Here is a 17,213-nt window from a genome sequence, read left to right as displayed (position 1 = left end):
CTGTTCGACGGCTATCGCATCGTGCGCGAGCTGCATGCCTCGCACCGCAGCCATATCTATCTCGCGATCGACGAAGAGAGCGGCACCACGGTCACGATCAAGATCCCCTCGATCGACCTGCGCGACGATCCGGCCTACCTGAAGCGCTTCGTGATGGAGGAGTGGGTCGCTAGAAGAATCGACAGCCCGCATGTGCTGAAGCCGTTTCTCCCGCAGCGCAAGCGCAACTTCCTCTATGTCACGATGGAATATGTCGACGGCCAGACCCTGACGCAGTGGATGACGGACAATCCGGCGCCGGCGCTGGAGACGGTGCGCGACATCACCGAGCAGATCGCGAAGGGCCTGCGCGCGTTCCACCGCAAGGAGATGCTCCACCAGGACGTCAGGCCCGACAACATCATGATCGACAGCACCGGCACGGTGAAGATCATCGATTTCGGCTCGACGCGAATCTCTGGTGTCGCCGAGGCGGTACCTGTGGGCGTCGAGGATATTCTGGGCACCCAGCAATACACCGCGCCGGAGTATTTCCTCGGCGAGGGCGGCACCGCGCGTTCCGACCTGTTCTCGCTCGGCGTCGTCACCTATCAGATGCTGACCGGCCGCTTGCCCTACGGCGCACGGATCGCGCGTGCGCGAACACGATCCGATTTCAACCGGCTGGTCTACCATTCGGCCGCGCATGGCGGCCGCGCGATCCCGAACTGGGTCGACGGCACGCTGGAGCGCGCCGTGCACATCAATCCGCTCAAGCGCTACGAGAGCTTCTCGGAGTTTTTGTTCGACCTGCGCAATCCCAACGCAAAATATCTGACGACGTCATCGACCCCGCTGATCGAGCGCAACCCGGTGCTGTTCTGGAAGTCGACCACGCTGCTGCTGGCGCTGGTCGTGGTGCTGCTGCTGGCTTACGGCGCGCACCATTTGCGGTAGGGGCTCGACTCCGTCACCAGCACCGTCATCCTGAGGAGCGCGTAGCGCGTCTCGAAGGATGAATCGGCCCGGCTGGTGGCCGTGCACCCTTCGAGGCTCGCCCAGCGGCGCAAGTGCGCCGCAAGGCTCGCACCTCAGGGTGACGGAGAAACAGTGGCGCTACGCACGGCTACTGCGTCGCACCGCCCGCAATCGGATCCAGCCCACTCTTGACCAGCGCGTCGTGTGCGTCCGGCGAGGCGAGGAAGCTGATCAGCGCCTTGCCGGCGTCGGGCTCTTTTGAAACCGACGCGATGCCGGCGGAGAACACCGTGATTTTCTGCAACGGCTCCGGCAGCGGACCGACGATGTCGATGCCGCTGACCGGCTTCAGCTCGGAGATCTGCTGCAGGCCGATCTCGGCCTCGCCCTTGGCGACGATCTCGCCGACCGGAGTTGCCGGGATCATCCGCGCCTTGTCCTTCATCTGGTCGGCGATCCCCAGCTTCTGGAACATCTCGGTCGAGACATAGACGCCGCTGGCGCTGTCGGAATAGGCGACCGATTTCGCTGCCAGCAGCGCCTGCTTGACGCTGTCGGCCGAGCTGAGGTCCGGCCTCAGTGCGCCTGATTTGACCGCGATCCCGATCGGCGATTTCACGAGGTCGACGCGGCTGTCGGCCGCCACCTTGCCCTGCTTGATCAGGTCACCCAGCGCATAGCCCACCATGATCAGCACGTCGGCCGGTTCGCCGCGCGCCAGCCGCACCGGAATGGCGTTGGTGGTCGTCCCCATCGATGGACCGAAGGCCGTCACCACCTTGTGCCCGGTCTTGCGCTCGAATTCCGGCACCAGCGCCTTGTAGGCCGCGGTCAGCCCGCCCGAGATCATGACATGGACTTCGGCGGCTGACGTGAACGCGAGGGCGCCGACGAAGGCGAGCGTGAGGGCACGTAAGGCGGTCGAGGCGCGCATGGAGTTTCTCCCTGGACGATTCTTGGGGCGGGGGTCGTCGTGGCCGGGGAGACTATAGCGCGAGGGGATGTGTGGCTAGGGCTGCGGCGTCGTCATTGCGAGCGAAGCGAAGCAATCCATCGCTCCACGTGTGCGGAACGATGGATTGCTTCGTCGCTTCGCTCCTCGCAATGACGGGGAAAGAGCGTCGCGTAGCCCTTACGAATTCACATGCACGAAATCGCGCAGCAGCGGATAGATCTCGTTGTTCCAGCGCTTGCCGGAGAACACGCCGTAGTGGCCGACACCGGCCTGCATGTGATGCACCTTGCGATAGGTGCGGACGCCGGTGCAGAGGTCCTGGGCGGCGAGGGTCTGGCCGATCGAGCAGATGTCGTCCTTCTCGCCCTCCACCGTCATCAGGCCCATGCGCCGGATCGCCGCCGGGTTCACCGCACGGCCGCGATGCATCAGCATGCCCTGCGGCAGCAGATGCTCCTGGAACACGTCGCGCACGGTCTCGATGTAGAACTCCGCCGGCAGATCCATGACCGCGAAATATTCGTCGTAGAAGGTCTTGATCAATTCGGCCTTGGCGGTCTCGCCCTTGGCGAGATGGTCGGCGAGGTCGATGTGCTGCTTGATGTGGCGCTCCAGGTTCATCGACACGAAGGCCGTGAGCTGCACGAAGCCGGGATAGACCTGACGCAACGCGCCCTTGCACTGCATCGGCACGTAGTTGATCAGATTGTCCTCGAACCACTTGATCGGCTTGCTCTTGGCGAATTCGTTCACCTTGGTCGGCTGGATCCTTGTGTCGATCGGCCCGGCCATCAGGGTCAGCGACGCCGGCCGCGCCGGATGATCGTCTTCCGACATGATCGCAGCCGCCGCCAGCGCCGAGACGGAAGGCTGGCAGATCGCCACCATATGCGCGCGCGGGCCGAGCTGGCCGAGGAAGTCGATCAGATGGTCGGTGTAGTCCTCGAGCCCGAAGCGGCCCTCGCTGCGCGGGATGTCGCGCGGATTGTGCCAGTCGGTGATGTAGACGTCGTGGTCCTGCAGCAGCGTCTTCACGGTGCCGCGCAGCAGCGTGGCAAAATGGCCGGACATCGGCGCCACCAGCAGCAGCCGCGGCTGCTCCGGACCATCCACCTTCCTGAAATGCAAGAGCGAGCCGAACGGCGTCGCATAGGCGACCTCCTCGGTCACCTGGTACTCCCTGTTGCCGGCGGTCACGCTGCCGATGGCGTAGTCGGGGCGGGCATAGGTCAGGCTGGAGCGGGAGATCAGCTCAAGCGCGGCCGCGAGCCGGCCGAACGTCCGCTGCGAGGTGCCCCGCGGCACCAGATTGAGATAGCGCAATGCCGCCGCGGCGCCGGTCCGCCACGGCGCCGTGAGGTCCATATGGTTCTGATAGGCCTGGTACATCATTGACATCATACGCATCCACCCGGTGGCCCGGTCTGCCAAGCAATATCGAGGCCAGAGGTGGGCCGGCTGCCCGGCAAATTGGCACGTCGCTTGCTGCAAAAACGAACGGCTCCCGGGGCCGCGGCGGTTGGACCGTCGCGGCATCCGGGGCGAGGGCGCGTTCAGGCGTGAGGGACCGATATGGCGAAAGCGACACTCACCATCAGCAGCAAGAATTACTCGTCTTGGTCGCTGCGCGGCTGGCTGCTGGCGAAATTCGCCGGGCTGGAGTTCGAGGAGGTGGTCACGGCGCCCGATGACCCCTCGGCGCGGGCCGAGCTGCTGCTGCTGTCCTCGTCGATCCTGGTTCCTTGCCTGCGCCACGAGGGCGCGACGGTCTGGGATACCTTGGCGATCGGCGAGTATCTCAATGAGATCATGCCGCATGCCGGGCTGCTGCCGGAGGACCGGATCCAGCGCGCGCATTGCCGCTCGATCTCGGGCGAAATCCATTCCGGCTTCACCACGCTGCGGTCCTCGCTCCCGGTCAACCTCAAGGGCCATTTCCCCGGCTTCAAGATCTGGTCGCGGGCACAGGCTGACATCGAGCGCGTCTGCGCCATCTGGCGCGATTGCCTGGCCAAGTCCGGCGGCCCGTTCCTGTTCGGCGAACGCCGCACCATGGCGGATGCGATGTATGCGCCGGTCGTGACCCGCTTCATGACCTATGACGTCAAGCTCGATCCCGTCCTCGCGGCCTATGCCAGGACCATCATGGCGATGCCCGAGATGCAGGAATGGGTGGAGGCTGCGAAGGCGGAGCCCGCCGACGTCGAGGAGCTCGAGGTCGAATATTAGGCAGTGCGCGCCCCGGCCTGCCTGGGCCGGCGGCTCAAGCTCAAGGCAAGCCTTGCTCAATGGACGTGCCGCCGGCGCCGGGAATCGGTGACGCGCGCCCGGCGTGGCCGATCGGCGCCAAACGCAAATTCGCGCCTCGCGCCAAATGCTTCCGCCGTGGCGGCCGCGCGTGGCGAGACCGATCGCCGCAGCACAACCGGGCTGGCAAGGATTTCGCATAGCAACAATCAAGCTGTGACCGCGACGATGCGACGCTGCCGAAAATTTGGACGCTGAGCCGCGCCGCGATCTCGCGAACACGAGAACCGTGGAGGCTTGAAATGAACCAGCACGCCGTCGTCAGCAAATTCTCCCACGTCAAACCCGGTGACACCGAGTTCAAGGGCGGAGGTCTGCGCGACTTCTTCCTGTATCGCGATCTCGGCATCGCCGATGCCACCGGCGGGCAGGTGATCTGCCATCTGGTCAAGGCCAATCCCGACCTGCCGCCGGAGCAGGGCACCGGCTGGCACAAGCATCTGTGCGATTTCCAGATCGTCATCATGACCAAGGGCTGGGCGCGCTTCATGTATGAGGACAAGGAGACGTTGGTCGAAGCCGGCGACGTCATCCATCAGCGGCCCGGCATCACCCACTATTTGTTCGATTACTCGAAGGACATGGAATACCTCGAGATCGTCAGCCCCGCCGATTTCAAGACCGTGGACGTGCCGCCGGCGACCGAGACCGTGCCGCCGATCACGCCGTGGAAATGATCGCGAGGAGGATCAGAGAAGGGATCGCAAATGTCGTCGGCAGAGGAATTAACCTTTGTTGTCGGCCGCTGGCTGCGGCCGATCGTCATGCTTCTGTATGTGGTGCGCCGCCTCGGGCTGATGACCACATCTAGCCGTGAACAACGGAGTACGCTGCTCAATCAGTGATTCGGACGCGGTTCGTTCCATCCGCGTTCCAAATCTTAAAGCACGGCGCGTGCGCGTCGCATTTTGAAACAGCATGCATGGTCCGGAAGGACCATGCGTAAGCGCGGCGCCTGACGGACTCAGGCCAGGCCAGGTTGCTTCTCGCGCGGCTTCCGCCAGGCGATGACGTTGGCTTCCAGCGCGCCGCCTGTCGTGTCATTGCGCCACTGGCCGTTGACGAAGCGGCAGGCGAACGGCAGCTGATACGTTCCGCTATGATCCTCACAAAGCACTTCCACGCGTTGCTCCGGCGAAGGTTCGCCATTGCCATCGAATTGCGCCAGCCGTTTTTCGCGCGTTGCCATGCGATCTGTCTCCACTGCCCAAGGTCGAGCCAAAAGGGGTCGAACCAAACAAGTTCCGAAGGCCCCCGTCCCCACGAGTAGTCCCCGTAATAGGTGAAGCACACCGCTCGAATACGGTTTCAGTGTGGTATGTCTGCCCGGCTTTCAGCGTCGCGCGCACAAAACTGTGAATGACGCGTTTGATTGGGGATGCCGATGATCGCTCGTTTCGCTGTTGTCTTGCTCATGCCGCTCGTGTTCGGCGTCGTCGGAACCGCGCGTGCGCAGGACGTTCCCGGCATCGAGATCTGCACCGTCGAGAAGACGATGGAACGACGCACGAGCTGTCTGCAGAGCAACGTCGACTTCCTGCAGAAGACGATCGGCAAGCTCACGACAGATCATCAGCAGAAGCTCGACGCCGCCAACCGGCAGATCGCGAGCTTGCAGAGCGCAATTGCGGGCTTGCAGAAGCTCGTCACCGATTTGCAGGCGGCGCAGCTCAAGCTGACCGAGGATCTGAAGAAGAAAGCCGACGCGCCGCCGGCGAAGGACGGGACGAAGTAGAGACCGTCATTGCGAGCGAAGCGAAGCAATCCATCGCGCCGCATATGCGGACCGATGGATTGCTTCGTCGCTACGCTCCTCGCAATGACGGTGGAAAGCCGGGTCCGTCACGCCACCCGATATTTCTCCATCACGTCGCGATCCGGCTCGTAGCCGAGCCCGGGACCCTGCGGCACGGCGACGTGGCCACGGGCATCGACATCGATGCGGTCGCCCCACAGGCAGGCGGGGCGCTTCATGAAGAACATTTCGATCAGGCCTTCGTCGCGGATCGCCATCAGATGCAGGGTGGCGAGGAAGCCCGGCCCGAAATACGGCGAGTGCGGAATCACCTGGACGCCGAACTCGTCGGCGAGCACGGCCACGCGCAGGAATTCGGTGACGCCGCCGACCTTGATCACCGACGGCTGCGCGTGACTGACCGCGCCTGCGGTCATCATCTGGCGGAATTGATGCACGGTGCAGGCGTTCTCGCCGGCCGCGATATCGAGTCGGCCCTCCCTGCGTACCTCGGCGAGCGTCGCAAAATCCTCCGGCGGCCAGACCGGCTCCTCCAGGAACATCGGTGCGGCCTGCTTGCAGTCGCGCGCGAACTGGATCGCGGCCGGTCCATCCAGCGGGCAGTTCATGTCGACCATCAGCGGCACGCCGGGGCCGATCGCCTCGCGCGCGGCTGATACCGCGGGCACGGTGGTCTCGTGAAGCTTGATCGCAGCGTAGCCGAGCCTGATCGCCTTCTTGCATTCGGCGGCGATATGGCCGGGATTGCCGATCCGCATCAGGCTCGCATAGGCCGGGATCGCGCTGCGCTTGGCGCCGCCGATCAATTGATGCAGCGGCGCGCCCTTCACCTTGCCGGCGAGATCCCACAGCGCGATGTCGAGCGCCGAGATCGCAAACATCGTGATGCCGTAGCGGCCGAACAGATGCAGATTGCGCTGGATCTGCTCCATCACGGCGGGGATCCGGGCGGCGTCGGGCACCTCGAGGCCGCGGGCCTGCGGCGCGATCATCTCGGCCACCGCCATGCTGCTCGTCTTCGGGCAGACGTAGGCGAAGGCATCGCCCCAACCGGTCAGGCCGGCATCGGTCGACACCTCGACCAGCACCATGTCGAGCGCCGAGATCGCGGATGCGCCCTGGCGGAAACTCGCAGGGCCCGCGTCATAGGGAATGCGGATGTGGTGTGCGCGGACGTCGGTGATTTTCATTGTTGTTGTCCTTCCGATCGCAGGATAGGCCGCGAGCGCTTGATTGCCGGATACTCTAGCCCAAGTGCGGCGAGCTTGCGTGCAGCTTCGCTTCGGCTCGCCTGGGTTCCGGCTGCTCCAAGTCTGCTTGTGACAAGTCTGCTTGTGACAAGTCTTGCTGGTAAGAACCTTGCGCGTGAATCGTGTCGAAGACGTGGATGCCCGGCGCAGGGCCGGGCATCATGAAGCCCAAAGAGGAAAGCCCTAGCTGCTCTTCTCGCCGCTCATGATGGGGCCGAACCGCTCCCAGCTCTCGCCCTTGAAGCGCATCATCTGCAACTGCTCGATCGGCGCGTAGTCGTCCGGCCCGGTCTTGATCTTCGTCCCCGGTAGATAGATGCCGATCTCGAAGTTGAGGCTGGCCGCCTGCTTCATCAGGTTCTCGCGGGTGAGGTTGTCGCCGCATTGCCGCAACACCTGCTCCAGCCCCTTGGCCACGCCGTAACCGAACACGGTCGAGGCGTCGTTCTGATCGCCCTCGGGATACCACTTGGTCATGAACTCGCGCCACTCGTTCATGGCTGGATCGTTCTTCCACTCGTGATCGGCGGGATCCTTCAGGTACTGGGTCGACAGGATGTCCTGGCTCGCCTCGTAGCCGGCCGGCTTCATCACGCCGCCGATCGAGACCGAGACGTTGGTCAGGAACTGGACCGGATGCCAATCGAGCTCCGCGGCCTTCTTGATCGCCTGCGCCGCGAATTTCGGCGTCGCGATGTTGACGAAGATGTCGGGGTTGGCGCCCTTGATCTGCACGATCTGCGAATCCACCGTCGGCGACGTGGTCTCGTAGGAGGATTCGACGACGATCAGTTTCTTGGCCGCATCGCCGAGCCCGTCATGCAGGCCGATCAGGTAGTCCTTGCCGAAATCGTCGTTCTGGTAGAGCACGCCGATGGTCTTGCCGGGATATTTCTGCAGGATGTATTTGGCATAGATGCGCGCCTCGACCTGGTAGCTCGGCTGCCAGCCCATGGTCCAAGGAAAATTCTTCGCATCGTTCCACTTGGCGGCGCCGGTGGAGACGAACAGCTGTGGCACCTTCTTGGAGTTCATGTATTTCTGGATCGCGGTGTTGCCCGGCGTGCCCAGCGGATTGAAGATCAACAGCACCTCGTCGCTCTCGACCAGCTTGCGGGCCTGCTCGACCATCTTCGGCGGTGAGTAGCCGTCGTCGTAGGAGACGAAGTTGACCTTGCGGCCGTTGATGCCGCCCTCGCTGTTGAGCTTGTTGAAATAGGCCGCTTCGGTCTTGCCGATCGTGGCGTAGGCGGATGCCGGGCCGGAATAGGGCATGATGTTGCCGACCTTGATCTCGGTGTCGGTCGCGCCCGGATCGTATTTCTTCTGGGCGTTGGCGGCGCCGGCGAGGGCGATCGTCAAAAGCCCCGCAAGCGCCGCTGATATGACGCAGTTGGCATAGCTCAGGCGTTGGTGGTGCATCATTGTCCTCCCTGACATGCTGGCCGCGGCTCGTGCAGTCTTGATTTTCGGGCAGCTTGGTGAGCCGTCGGATCGATGCGGCTGCGAGTATGCACGATTGCAACATTGTTGCCAGCGACGGCTTTGGGCTAAAATTTCGCTGAGCGGAACCACGGTTTCGCCGCTGCGCAGCAAGGACTGTCAAATGCCGTGCGCGGCAGCCATGCATGATGCCGGAGCCTTGCAGGAAAGCCGTCGTCCATGAATCCAGCCCAGAAGGCGCTCTGGTACATCGAAAGCCACCTCCGCACGTCGCTGACGCTCGACGATATCGCCGTCGTTGCCGGGGTCTCGCGCTTCCATCTGGTGCGGGCATTCGCGGAGGCGACCGGCTTTTCGGTGATGCGCTACGTGCGGGCGCGCCGCCTCAGCGAGGCCGCGCGCGAACTCGCGGCCGGTGCGCCCGATATTCTCAGCCTCGCGCTGGATGCCGATTACGGCTCCCACGAAGCATTCACCCGCGCGTTTCGCGACCATTTCGGCGTCACGCCGGAGACGGTGCGCGCGACGACGTGCCTGACGACGCTCAAGCTGCAGGAGCCGATCACCATGATCTCGACCGCTCTCGATCATCTCGATCCGCCGCGCATTGCATCCGGCAAGGCGTTTCTCGTCGCCGGCGTCGGCGAGCGCTACAACCACGCCAATGACAGCACGGCCGGCATTCCGAACCAGTGGCACGGCCTCCACCAGCAATGCGTCCATATTCCGCGTCAGGTCGGCAATGGCGCCTATGGCGTCTGCTGCAACGGCGACGACGCCGGCAATTTCGACTACATCGCAGGCGTCGAGGTCGCCGATTTCTCCGACCTCCCGCGCGAGTTCGCACGTGTCCGGATTCCGGCGCAGAAATACGTGGTGTTCACCCATGCCGACCACATCTCGACCATCCGCCGCACCGTCAATACGATCTGGAACAGGTGGCTGCCGCAATCCGGCATGAAGGTCGCGGACGCGCCGAATTTCGAGCGCTACGACGAGAAGTTCGACAAGAACACCGGCAATGGCGGACTGGAGATCTGGGTGCCCGTGGAAGAGTAGAGGGCCGACACGTCATTCCCCAGATGACGGTTGCGACAAACTCGATGTCGTCCCTGCGAAAGCAGGGACCCATAACCACCAATGCCTATTGCCGCGCGAATCCGGAACGACGAGTGACGTTCACCACACCCGCTGCGGAGTATAGGTCCCTGCTTTCGCAGGGACGACACCGTTGATGTGGCGAGTTTAGTGCGAGCGCGCGAGGCAGAACGCGACGACCTGTTCCAGCGCGGTCTTCATCGGTGACGACGGGAACAGCGCCAGCGCGTCGACCGCCATCGCGCCGTAGTGCTGGGCGCGGCTGATGGTGTCTTCGAGTGCGCGGTGCTTGGTCATCAGCCCGATCGCGTGATCGAGATCGGCCGATCCGATCTCGCCGCGCTCCAGTGCACGGATCCAGAACTGGCGCTCGGTGTCGTTGCCGCGGCGGAAGGCGAGCACCACCGGGAGCGTGATCTTGCCCTCGCGGAAATCGTCGCCGACATTCTTGCCGAGCTTGGCGGATTTGCCGCCATAGTCGAGCACGTCGTCGACGAGCTGGAAGGCAATGCCGAGATTCATGCCGACCGAACGGCACGCGGTCTGCTCGGCTTTCGGACGGTTGGCGATCACGGGGCCGACCTCGCACGCGGCGGCGAACAGCTCGGCGGTCTTGCCGCGGATCACCGCGAGATATTCGTCCTCGGTGGTCGCGGTGTTCTTCGCGGCGGCAAGCTGCATCACCTCGCCCTCGGCGATGGTGGCGGCGGCGGCCGAGAGAATGTCGAGCGCGCGCAGCGAGCCCACCTCGACCATCATGCGGAACGCCTGGCCGAGCAGGAAGTCGCCGACCAGCACGCTGGCCTCGTTGCCCCACAGCATCCGCGCGGACAATTTGCCGCGGCGCAGCTCGCTCTCGTCGACCACGTCGTCATGCAGCAGGGTCGCGGTGTGCATGAATTCGACCGCGGCGGCGAGCTTGATGTGGCCGTCGCCTGTGTAGTCGGCGAGCTGGGCCATCGCGAGCGTCAGCATCGGGCGCAGCCGCTTGCCGCCGGAGGAGATCAAATGGTTGGCCACTTCGGGGATCATGGTGACCTCGGAGCCGGTCCGCGAAAGGATGGTCGCGTTGACGCGCTCCATGTCGGCGGCGACAAGTCCCACCAGCCCGTCGATCGAAGCATTGGACGGGCTTTCGAAGGGTACAATAACCGCCACGCTGGTCTCCAATTTTGCCGAATACGCATTATGCTCAGCTATAACAATAGAAACTGCGAAGGTTTGCGGCAAGGCCATCAAGTTGTTGACATGTGGCGCAAGTGCCGCACAGCCGGGACGACAGGAGAGTGGATTTTGCGGGAATTGGTACGGACCAACGACATGGTGCTGGTCTCGGCCGTCGGCGCGCTGCTCGACAGCGCTAACATCCATCATTTGGTGCTGGACCAGAACATGAGCATCATCGAGGGCTCGCTCGGCGTGCTGCCGCGGCGGATCCTGGTGCATGAGGACGACAACCACGAGGCCCGCCAGCTCCTGACCGATGCCGGCCTCGGCCACGAATTGCGGGCCGATGAGTAGAGCGTTTTCAAGCGAAGTGGGCTCCGGTTCGCGTGAAGAAAACGCGTCAAAAAGCCAGCCTCCGGCCGCTGAGATCACCGAGGACGGATTCCTCGGTGGGCAATTGCGGCTGCGGCAGCCCCGCAGCGGCCACCGCGCCGGGCACGACGCGATTCTGCTGGCCGCGGCGACGCCGGCTCGATCAGGTGAGCGCGTCATCGATCTCGGCTCCGGTGTCGGCGCGGCGGGGCTTTCGGTGGCGCGGCGGGTGAGCGGGATCGACCTCGTCCTGGTCGAGATCGACGCTGGATTGGCCGAGCTGGCGCGGAATAACGCCGCTGCCAATGTGATCGAGGCCGAGGTGGTCATCCTCGATGTCGAAGCGGACGCGACGGCCTTTGCCGCGGTCGGCCTCATGCCCGACAGCGCCGACGTCGTTCTGATGAACCCGCCGTTCAACGATTCCACCCGGCACCGCGCCTCGCCGGACGGCGTGCGGGAGCGTGCCCATGTCGCGACCGCGACCACGCTTGCCGCCTGGGTTCATGCCGCGCGGCGGATTCTCAAGTCGAACGGCCAGCTTGCGATGATCTGGCGGGCCGACGGGGTTGCCGAGGTGCTGGCCGCGCTGGAACGCGGTTTCGGCAGTCTCGAGATCCTGCCGGTTCACAGCGACGCGACGGCGCCGGCGATCCGAATCCTGGTGCGGGCCACCAAGGGTGGCCGGGCGCCGACGCGGCTGCATGCCGCGCTGCTGCTCAATGAACCGTCAGGTGTGCCCAATAAATGGGTGCAGGAGATGTTGGCTGGAAAGGGAGAATTGCCGCTGGCGCGGCGCTGACGGGCAGAATGCCGTCCGCTTCGTGCTGGCACTAAATCACTGCGAAGCCGTTTCCGACTGGCGTTCCGGCGTCGACGTGAAGCGGATTGCCGTCAGAAGCGTACCGATCAGCATAATCAGCAGATAGATCTTCATGGGTCCCTCTCCGCCCGCGCATTGCAGTCCCAATGACAAAATGCAAAACGCGTTCCACGGAATCCAATGACAGTGGCGTGATAAAAAGTGGTTAATTCGAGGTAACGGCATGAGTGAACAAATAAGTGATGGCCACGGAGATTCCGGAGGACGTTCGGGACTGCTCGACCGCGTGCAGGGAATGTTGCCGGCACGTTTCCGGCGTGGCGCGGCCGTCGTGCCGGTGGTGCGGCTGTCGGGCGTCATCGGTGCGGTGACGCCGCTGCGGCCCGGCATGACGCTCTCGGGTGTCGCCAAGATGCTGGAGCGCGCCTTTGGCACAAGGAATGCCAAGGCGGTGGCGCTAGTGATCAATTCGCCGGGCGGCTCGCCGGTGCAGTCGCGCCAGATCTATTTGCGTATCCGCCAACTGTCGGCCGAGAAGAAGCTGCCGGTGCTGGTGTTCGTCGAGGACGTCGCGGCTTCCGGCGGCTACATGATCGCCTGCGCGGGCGACGAGATTTATTGCGACCCGTCCTCGATCCTGGGTTCGATCGGCGTGGTCGGCGGCAGCTTCGGTTTCCAGGAGGCGATCAAGAAGATCGGGGTCGAGCGGCGGCTCTATACGGCGGGCAGCCACAAGGCGATGCTCGATCCGTTCCTGCCCGAAAACCCCGACGATGTCGCGCGGCTGATGACGATCCAGCGCGAGATCCATGCGATCTTCATCAACCTGGTGAAGCAGAGCCGCGGCAGCCGCCTGAAGGGGCCTGACGACGAATTGTTCACCGGCGAATACTGGGCGGGCGAGACCGCGATCGGCCTGGGGCTTGCCGATGCCATCGGCGACCTCCGCTCGACGCTGCGGGCCCGCTATGGCGAGAAGGTGCTGACCCCGGTGATCGCGCCCGCGAGCGGCATGCTGTCCGGCCTGCTCGGCCGGCGGGCGCCGGGAGCGGGATCCATGGCGGCGCTGGATGGAATCGGCGCCCTGCCGGACCATCTGATCTCGGCGGTGGAAACGCGGGCGATTTGGGCCAGATTCGGGCTGTGAACACGGGGATTTGAGCGCGCCATTTAGCCCCAAAAGGGCGATTGCGGCGCAGGGCCGGTTGCGCGAGAATGGCTGTCATTGGGGGCCTGACAGACGTGAACGACAAGGATCGACCGATGCCGCCGCTGATTGCATTCGCAGGCGTCCTGGGTGGCCTGGCCGTGGTCCGCTGGGCATACAAGACGGCCGTCCGGATCAACCAGGAACTGGAAGAGGCGCGATTGTCCCGCGTGGCCGAGACCACGCGCGCGAGCGAAATCAAGACCCTGCGCCGCGACCCCGTGACCGGGGCCTATCGCCCGGGCTAGCGCTTTGATCTCCCTCGCCCCGCTCTTGCGGGGTCGAGACGAGCGAAGCTCGCTCTTAGAGGGCTGGGGTGAGGGGCTGCTTCCGCAAACTCGAAAGATGAGAGTTCGCGGAGAGTCCCCCTCACCCGAAACCCGCGCGGCGCGCGGATTTCGACCTCTCCCCGCAAGCGGGGCGAGGTGTCAGAAACATCCCCCATCGCCTTGATTCCATTGGCCACCGCCGATACGGTCCCGCGCGCTTCAAAACCCCCTCGCGAGACCGATTCTGACGATGGACGCCCTGCCTGACCACATGCGCCCGGAACGTTCGTTCCAGGGCTTCATCCTGGCTCTCCAGCGGTTCTGGGCCGAGCAGGGTTGCGTCATCCTGCAGCCCTACGACATGGAAATGGGCGCCGGCACCTTCCATCCCGCGACCACGCTGCGCGCGCTCGGGCCCAAGCCCTGGAACGCGGCCTATGTGCAGCCGTCGCGGCGGCCCAAGGACGGCCGCTACGGCGAAAATCCCAACCGGCTGCAGCACTACTACCAGTTCCAGGTGATCATGAAGCCGTCACCGGCGAACCTTCAGGAACTGTACCTGAAGTCGCTCGCCGCGATCGGCATTGATTCCGCCGTCCACGACATCCGCTTCGTCGAGGACGACTGGGAGAGCCCGACGCTCGGCGCCTGGGGCCTGGGGTGGGAATGCTGGTGCGACGGCATGGAAGTCAGCCAGTTCACCTACTTCCAGCAGGTCGCCGGCGTCGAATGCGCGCCGGTCGCGGGCGAGCTCACCTACGGGCTCGAGCGGCTTGCGATGTACGTGCAGGGCGTCGACCGGGTCTACGACCTCAACTTCAACGGCCGCGAGGGCGCCGAGAAGGTCACCTATGGCGACGTCTTCCTGCAGGCCGAGCAGGAATATTCGCGGCACAATTTCGAGTATGCCGACACCGCGATGCTGTTCGAGCAGTTCAAGATGGCGGAAGAGGCCTGCCGCAAATATCTCGCCGCCGGCTGGCGTGAGGCCGATAATCACAAGGAACATCTGATGGCCTTGCCGGCCTACGACCAGTGCATCAGGGCGAGCCACGTGTTCAATCTGCTCGACGCCCGCGGCGTCATCTCGGTGACCGAGCGGCAGAGCTATATCGGCCGCGTGCGCGACCTGGCGAAGGCCTGCGGCGAGGCGTGGATCCACACTGAAACGGGCAGGGCGGTCTGATGCCCGAACTTCTCCTCGAACTGTTCTCCGAAGAAATCCCCGCGCGCATGCAGGCCAAGGCGGCGGACGATCTGCGTCGCATGGTGACCGACAAGCTCGTCGCCGAGGGCCTCGTCTACGAAGGCGCCAAGGCGTTCGCGACCCCGCGCCGCCTTGCGCTCACCGTGCACGGCATTCCCGCGCGGCAGCCGGACCTGAAGACCGAACGTCGCGGCCCGAAGATCGGCGCCCCGGATGCAGCGGTGCAGGGCTTTCTGAAAGCGACGGGTCTCAACTCGCTGGATGAAGCGAAGATCCAGAAGGATGCGAAAGGCGATTTCTACATCGCGCTCATCGAAAAGCCCGGTCGCGCGGCGATCGACGTCATCGCCGAAATCCTGCCGGTGATCATCCGCACTTTCCCCTGGCCGAAATCGATGCGCTGGGGCGCGCGCTCGGCCAAGTCAGGCTCGCTCACCTGGGTGCGCCCGCTGCATTCGATCGTTGCGACCTTTGGTCTCGAGACCGAGGAGCCCGATGTCGTGAAATTCTCGGTCGACGGCATCGAAGCCGGGCAGACCACCTACGGCCATCGCTTCATGGCGCCGGGTGCGATTTCGGTGCGTCGCTTCGAGGATTACGAGGCCAAGCTGAAGGCCGCAAAGGTGATCCTCGATCCGCAGGCGCGCAAGGACATCATCGTCGATGACGCCAAGGAACTGGCGTTCGCGCAGGGCCTCGAGCTGGTCGAGGACCCTGTGCTGGTCGATGAGGTCTCCGGCCTCGTCGAATGGCCTGTCGTGATGATGGGATCGTTCGAGAAGGAATTTTTGGTCATCCCGGATGAGGTGATCCGCGCCACCATCCGCAACAACCAGAAGTGCTTCGTGGTCAGGGATCCCAAGACGGGCAAGCTGACCAACAAGTTCGTGCTGACCGCCAACATCGAGGCGCCCGACGACGGCAAGACCATCGTCGCCGGCAATGAGCGCGTGATCCGCCCGCGACTGTCGGATGCGAAGTTCTTCTACGAGACCGATCTCAAGACCAAGCTCGAGGATCGGTTGCCGAAGTTCGAGCAGATCGTGTTCCACGAGAAGCTCGGCACCCAGGCGGAGCGCATCAAGCGCATCGAGAAGCTCGCTGCCGAGATCGCGCCGCTGGTCGGCGCCGATGTCGAGAAGACCAAGCGCGCCGCGCGCCTCGCCAAGGCGGACTTGCTGACCGAAGTCGTCGGCGAGTTCCCCGAATTGCAGGGCCTGATGGGCAAGTATTACGCGCTGGCGCAGGGCGAGGATGCCTCCGTCGCAGCCGCGAGCGAGGAGCACTGGAAGCCGCAAGGGCCGACCGACCGTGTGCCGACCGATCCGGTGAGCATTGCGGTGGCGCTTGCGGACAAGATCGACACGCTGGCGGGATTCTGGTTGATCAATGAGAGGCCGACCGGTTCTAAGGACCCGTTCGCACTGCGGCGAGCAGCCTTGGGAGTGATCCGAATCATTCTCGAAAACCGGCTCGGGATTGGATTGCGAGGTCTTGTAACCGATCACTTTAAGAATTCATTCGGCAAAGAATATATAGATGTGGTCGACACCAAGAACGATTGGAAGGTTGCCGACATTGCGGATCAATTGATGGCCTTCTTCGAAGATCGGCTAGAGGTACAGCTTCGCGAACAGAAGGCGCGGCATGATCTGGTGGAGGCCGCCTTAAGTGCGGGATCACTAGTTCAGGGTCATCCTCTTGTGCCAATAGTCGATCGTGTCGAAGCGCTTGGCAGATTTCTCGATACCGATGATGGCCGGAATCTTCTCGCAGGTACCAAGCGTGCCGAGAACATTCTTCGGATTGAAGAGAAAAAGGATCAACTCGCTTACCTCGAAGCGCCGGATGCCGACTTGTATCAGACCGAGGAAGAGCGACGGTTGGACGCCACAATCTTGGCCACTCAGTCAGAAGCTAGAGAAGCTGTTTCGAAGAATGACTTGGCCGGTGCGATGAGCGCATTGGCAAAGTTGCGCCCAGCGGTGGATGCATTTTTCGATAGGGTCAAGGTCAATGACGACGATCCGAATGTACGCAAGAACCGCCTAAGACTGCTCAACGAAATTCGTAGCGCGACCCGTGCGGTGGCGGATTTCTCCAAAATCGAAGGCTGACCGATGGACCACGCAACGCTCGCCGCTTACGACAAGGAAGCGGCGGCGTTCGCGCAGGACTGGCACGACCAGCCGGCCCCTCGCGATCTGCAGGAGATCGTCGGGCAATTCTTCATCAAGGGCGGTGCGACCGCTGTCTCTTATAAACATCCGACGCTGCCGACGAGCTACTCCGTGTGGATTCCGGCGGTCTGCGGGATCTTAACAAAACCAAAACGCACCGTCAATCCAGATACATGTAGGTGTACTGTACTTAATGACAGCAGACACGGCGATGAGCACGCA

18 protein-coding genes and 1 pseudogene are annotated in these 17,213 nt (G+C 63.5%); 13 read left to right on the top strand and 6 right to left on the bottom strand.

Annotated features, from left to right (window positions below; genetic code table 11):
• A partial coding sequence (locus tag FNJ47_RS35170) for a serine/threonine protein kinase (protein ID WP_163160490.1) occupies window positions 1-936 on the top strand: 936 nt, incomplete at its 5' end.
• A 169-nt stretch (window positions 937-1,105) separates the two neighbouring features.
• Here FNJ47_RS35170 and FNJ47_RS35165 read toward each other — a convergent pair.
• Together FNJ47_RS35165 and FNJ47_RS35160 are read right to left on the bottom strand one after the other, a co-directional pair.
• A complete protein-coding gene (locus FNJ47_RS35165; protein WP_163160489.1) occupies window positions 1,106-1,891 on the bottom strand; it encodes a substrate-binding domain-containing protein in 786 nt (261 codons plus the stop codon).
• Window positions 1,892-2,089: 198 nt separating this feature from the next.
• Window positions 2,090-3,313 carry a polyhydroxyalkanoate depolymerase gene (locus FNJ47_RS35160; protein ID WP_175068461.1) on the bottom strand — a complete coding sequence of 408 codons (1,224 nt, stop codon included), beginning with the start codon at window positions 3,311-3,313 and terminating at the stop codon, window positions 2,090-2,092.
• Between the two features lie 171 nt (window positions 3,314-3,484).
• Here FNJ47_RS35160 and FNJ47_RS35155 point away from each other — a divergent pair, with 171 nt between their 5' ends.
• The 3 genes from FNJ47_RS35155 (at window position 3,485) to FNJ47_RS50005 (ending at window position 5,064) form a co-directional block, all read left to right on the top strand.
• On the top strand, window positions 3,485-4,141 hold the full coding sequence (locus FNJ47_RS35155) for a glutathione S-transferase (protein WP_163160487.1): 657 nt from the start codon (window positions 3,485-3,487) through the stop codon (window positions 4,139-4,141).
• A gap of 320 nt (window positions 4,142-4,461) precedes the next feature.
• Complete coding sequence (locus FNJ47_RS35150; protein ID WP_163160486.1) at window positions 4,462-4,896, top strand: cupin domain-containing protein; 435 nt, start codon at window positions 4,462-4,464, stop codon at window positions 4,894-4,896.
• A gap of 30 nt (window positions 4,897-4,926) precedes the next feature.
• Window positions 4,927-5,064, top strand: coding sequence for a hypothetical protein (locus tag FNJ47_RS50005; RefSeq protein WP_165446006.1), 138 nt, complete (start codon window positions 4,927-4,929; stop codon window positions 5,062-5,064).
• A 119-nt stretch (window positions 5,065-5,183) separates the two neighbouring features.
• Here the strand turns inward: FNJ47_RS50005 and FNJ47_RS35145 are convergent, their stop codons facing one another.
• On the bottom strand, window positions 5,184-5,408 hold the full coding sequence (locus FNJ47_RS35145) for a hypothetical protein (RefSeq protein ID WP_163160485.1): 225 nt from the start codon (window positions 5,406-5,408) through the stop codon (window positions 5,184-5,186).
• 195 nt (window positions 5,409-5,603) lie between these two features.
• Here FNJ47_RS35145 and FNJ47_RS35140 point away from each other — a divergent pair, with 195 nt between their 5' ends.
• A complete protein-coding gene (locus FNJ47_RS35140) occupies window positions 5,604-5,954 on the top strand; it encodes a hypothetical protein (RefSeq protein ID WP_163160484.1) in 351 nt (116 codons plus the stop codon).
• A gap of 107 nt (window positions 5,955-6,061) precedes the next feature.
• Here the strand turns inward: FNJ47_RS35140 and FNJ47_RS35135 are convergent, their stop codons facing one another.
• Together FNJ47_RS35135 and FNJ47_RS35130 are read right to left on the bottom strand one after the other, a co-directional pair.
• Window positions 6,062-7,165: a mandelate racemase/muconate lactonizing enzyme family protein gene (locus FNJ47_RS35135; RefSeq protein WP_163160483.1), complete on the bottom strand. Its 1,104-nt coding sequence runs from the start codon at window positions 7,163-7,165 to the stop codon at window positions 6,062-6,064.
• A 243-nt stretch (window positions 7,166-7,408) separates the two neighbouring features.
• Window positions 7,409-8,650 (bottom strand): ABC transporter substrate-binding protein, encoded by a 1,242-nt coding sequence (locus FNJ47_RS35130; protein ID WP_163160482.1) that lies wholly within the window; start codon window positions 8,648-8,650, stop codon window positions 7,409-7,411.
• Between the two features lie 237 nt (window positions 8,651-8,887).
• On the opposite strand from FNJ47_RS35130, the gene FNJ47_RS35125 reads away from it, so the two are divergent.
• A complete protein-coding gene (locus FNJ47_RS35125) occupies window positions 8,888-9,727 on the top strand; it encodes an AraC family transcriptional regulator (RefSeq protein ID WP_163160481.1) in 840 nt (279 codons plus the stop codon).
• Between the two features lie 186 nt (window positions 9,728-9,913).
• Here FNJ47_RS35125 and FNJ47_RS35120 read toward each other — a convergent pair whose 3' ends face one another.
• Window positions 9,914-10,924, bottom strand: coding sequence for a polyprenyl synthetase family protein (locus tag FNJ47_RS35120; protein WP_163160480.1), 1,011 nt, complete (start codon window positions 10,922-10,924; stop codon window positions 9,914-9,916).
• A gap of 135 nt (window positions 10,925-11,059) precedes the next feature.
• Between FNJ47_RS35120 and FNJ47_RS35115 the strand changes: the two genes are divergently transcribed.
• From FNJ47_RS35115 to FNJ47_RS50255, 7 genes and pseudogenes are all read left to right on the top strand, one after another.
• Window positions 11,060-11,287: a putative signal transducing protein gene (locus tag FNJ47_RS35115; RefSeq protein WP_163160479.1), complete on the top strand. Its 228-nt coding sequence runs from the start codon at window positions 11,060-11,062 to the stop codon at window positions 11,285-11,287.
• On the top strand, window positions 11,280-12,107 hold the full coding sequence (locus FNJ47_RS35110; RefSeq protein WP_163160478.1) for a tRNA1(Val) (adenine(37)-N6)-methyltransferase: 828 nt from the start codon (window positions 11,280-11,282) through the stop codon (window positions 12,105-12,107). The genes FNJ47_RS35115 and FNJ47_RS35110 overlap by 8 nt, the downstream gene beginning before the upstream one ends.
• Window positions 12,108-12,351: 244 nt before the next feature.
• Window positions 12,352-13,275 (top strand): S49 family peptidase, encoded by a 924-nt coding sequence (locus FNJ47_RS35105; protein ID WP_163160477.1) that lies wholly within the window; start codon window positions 12,352-12,354, stop codon window positions 13,273-13,275.
• 116 nt (window positions 13,276-13,391) lie between these two features.
• Window positions 13,392-13,583, top strand: coding sequence for a hypothetical protein (locus FNJ47_RS35100; RefSeq protein ID WP_050403245.1), 192 nt, complete (start codon window positions 13,392-13,394; stop codon window positions 13,581-13,583).
• 271 nt (window positions 13,584-13,854) lie between these two features.
• The gene (locus FNJ47_RS35095; RefSeq protein ID WP_163160476.1) at window positions 13,855-14,790 is read left to right on the top strand and encodes a glycine--tRNA ligase subunit alpha; all 936 of its coding nucleotides are present in this window, start codon (window positions 13,855-13,857) and stop codon (window positions 14,788-14,790) included.
• Window positions 14,790-16,928, top strand: coding sequence for a glycine--tRNA ligase subunit beta (gene glyS / locus FNJ47_RS35090; protein WP_163160475.1), 2,139 nt, complete (start codon window positions 14,790-14,792; stop codon window positions 16,926-16,928). The genes FNJ47_RS35095 and glyS overlap by 1 nt, the downstream gene beginning before the upstream one ends.
• A gap of 3 nt (window positions 16,929-16,931) precedes the next feature.
• Window positions 16,932-17,213 (top strand): annotated as a pseudogene (locus tag FNJ47_RS50255) (hypothetical protein); the annotation flags it as partial.

The sequence above is a fragment of the Bradyrhizobium uaiense genome (assembly GCF_010811875.1).
GTDB lineage: Bacteria > Pseudomonadota > Alphaproteobacteria > Rhizobiales > Xanthobacteraceae > Bradyrhizobium > Bradyrhizobium uaiense.
This window is presented reverse-complemented; position numbering and strand designations above follow the sequence as displayed.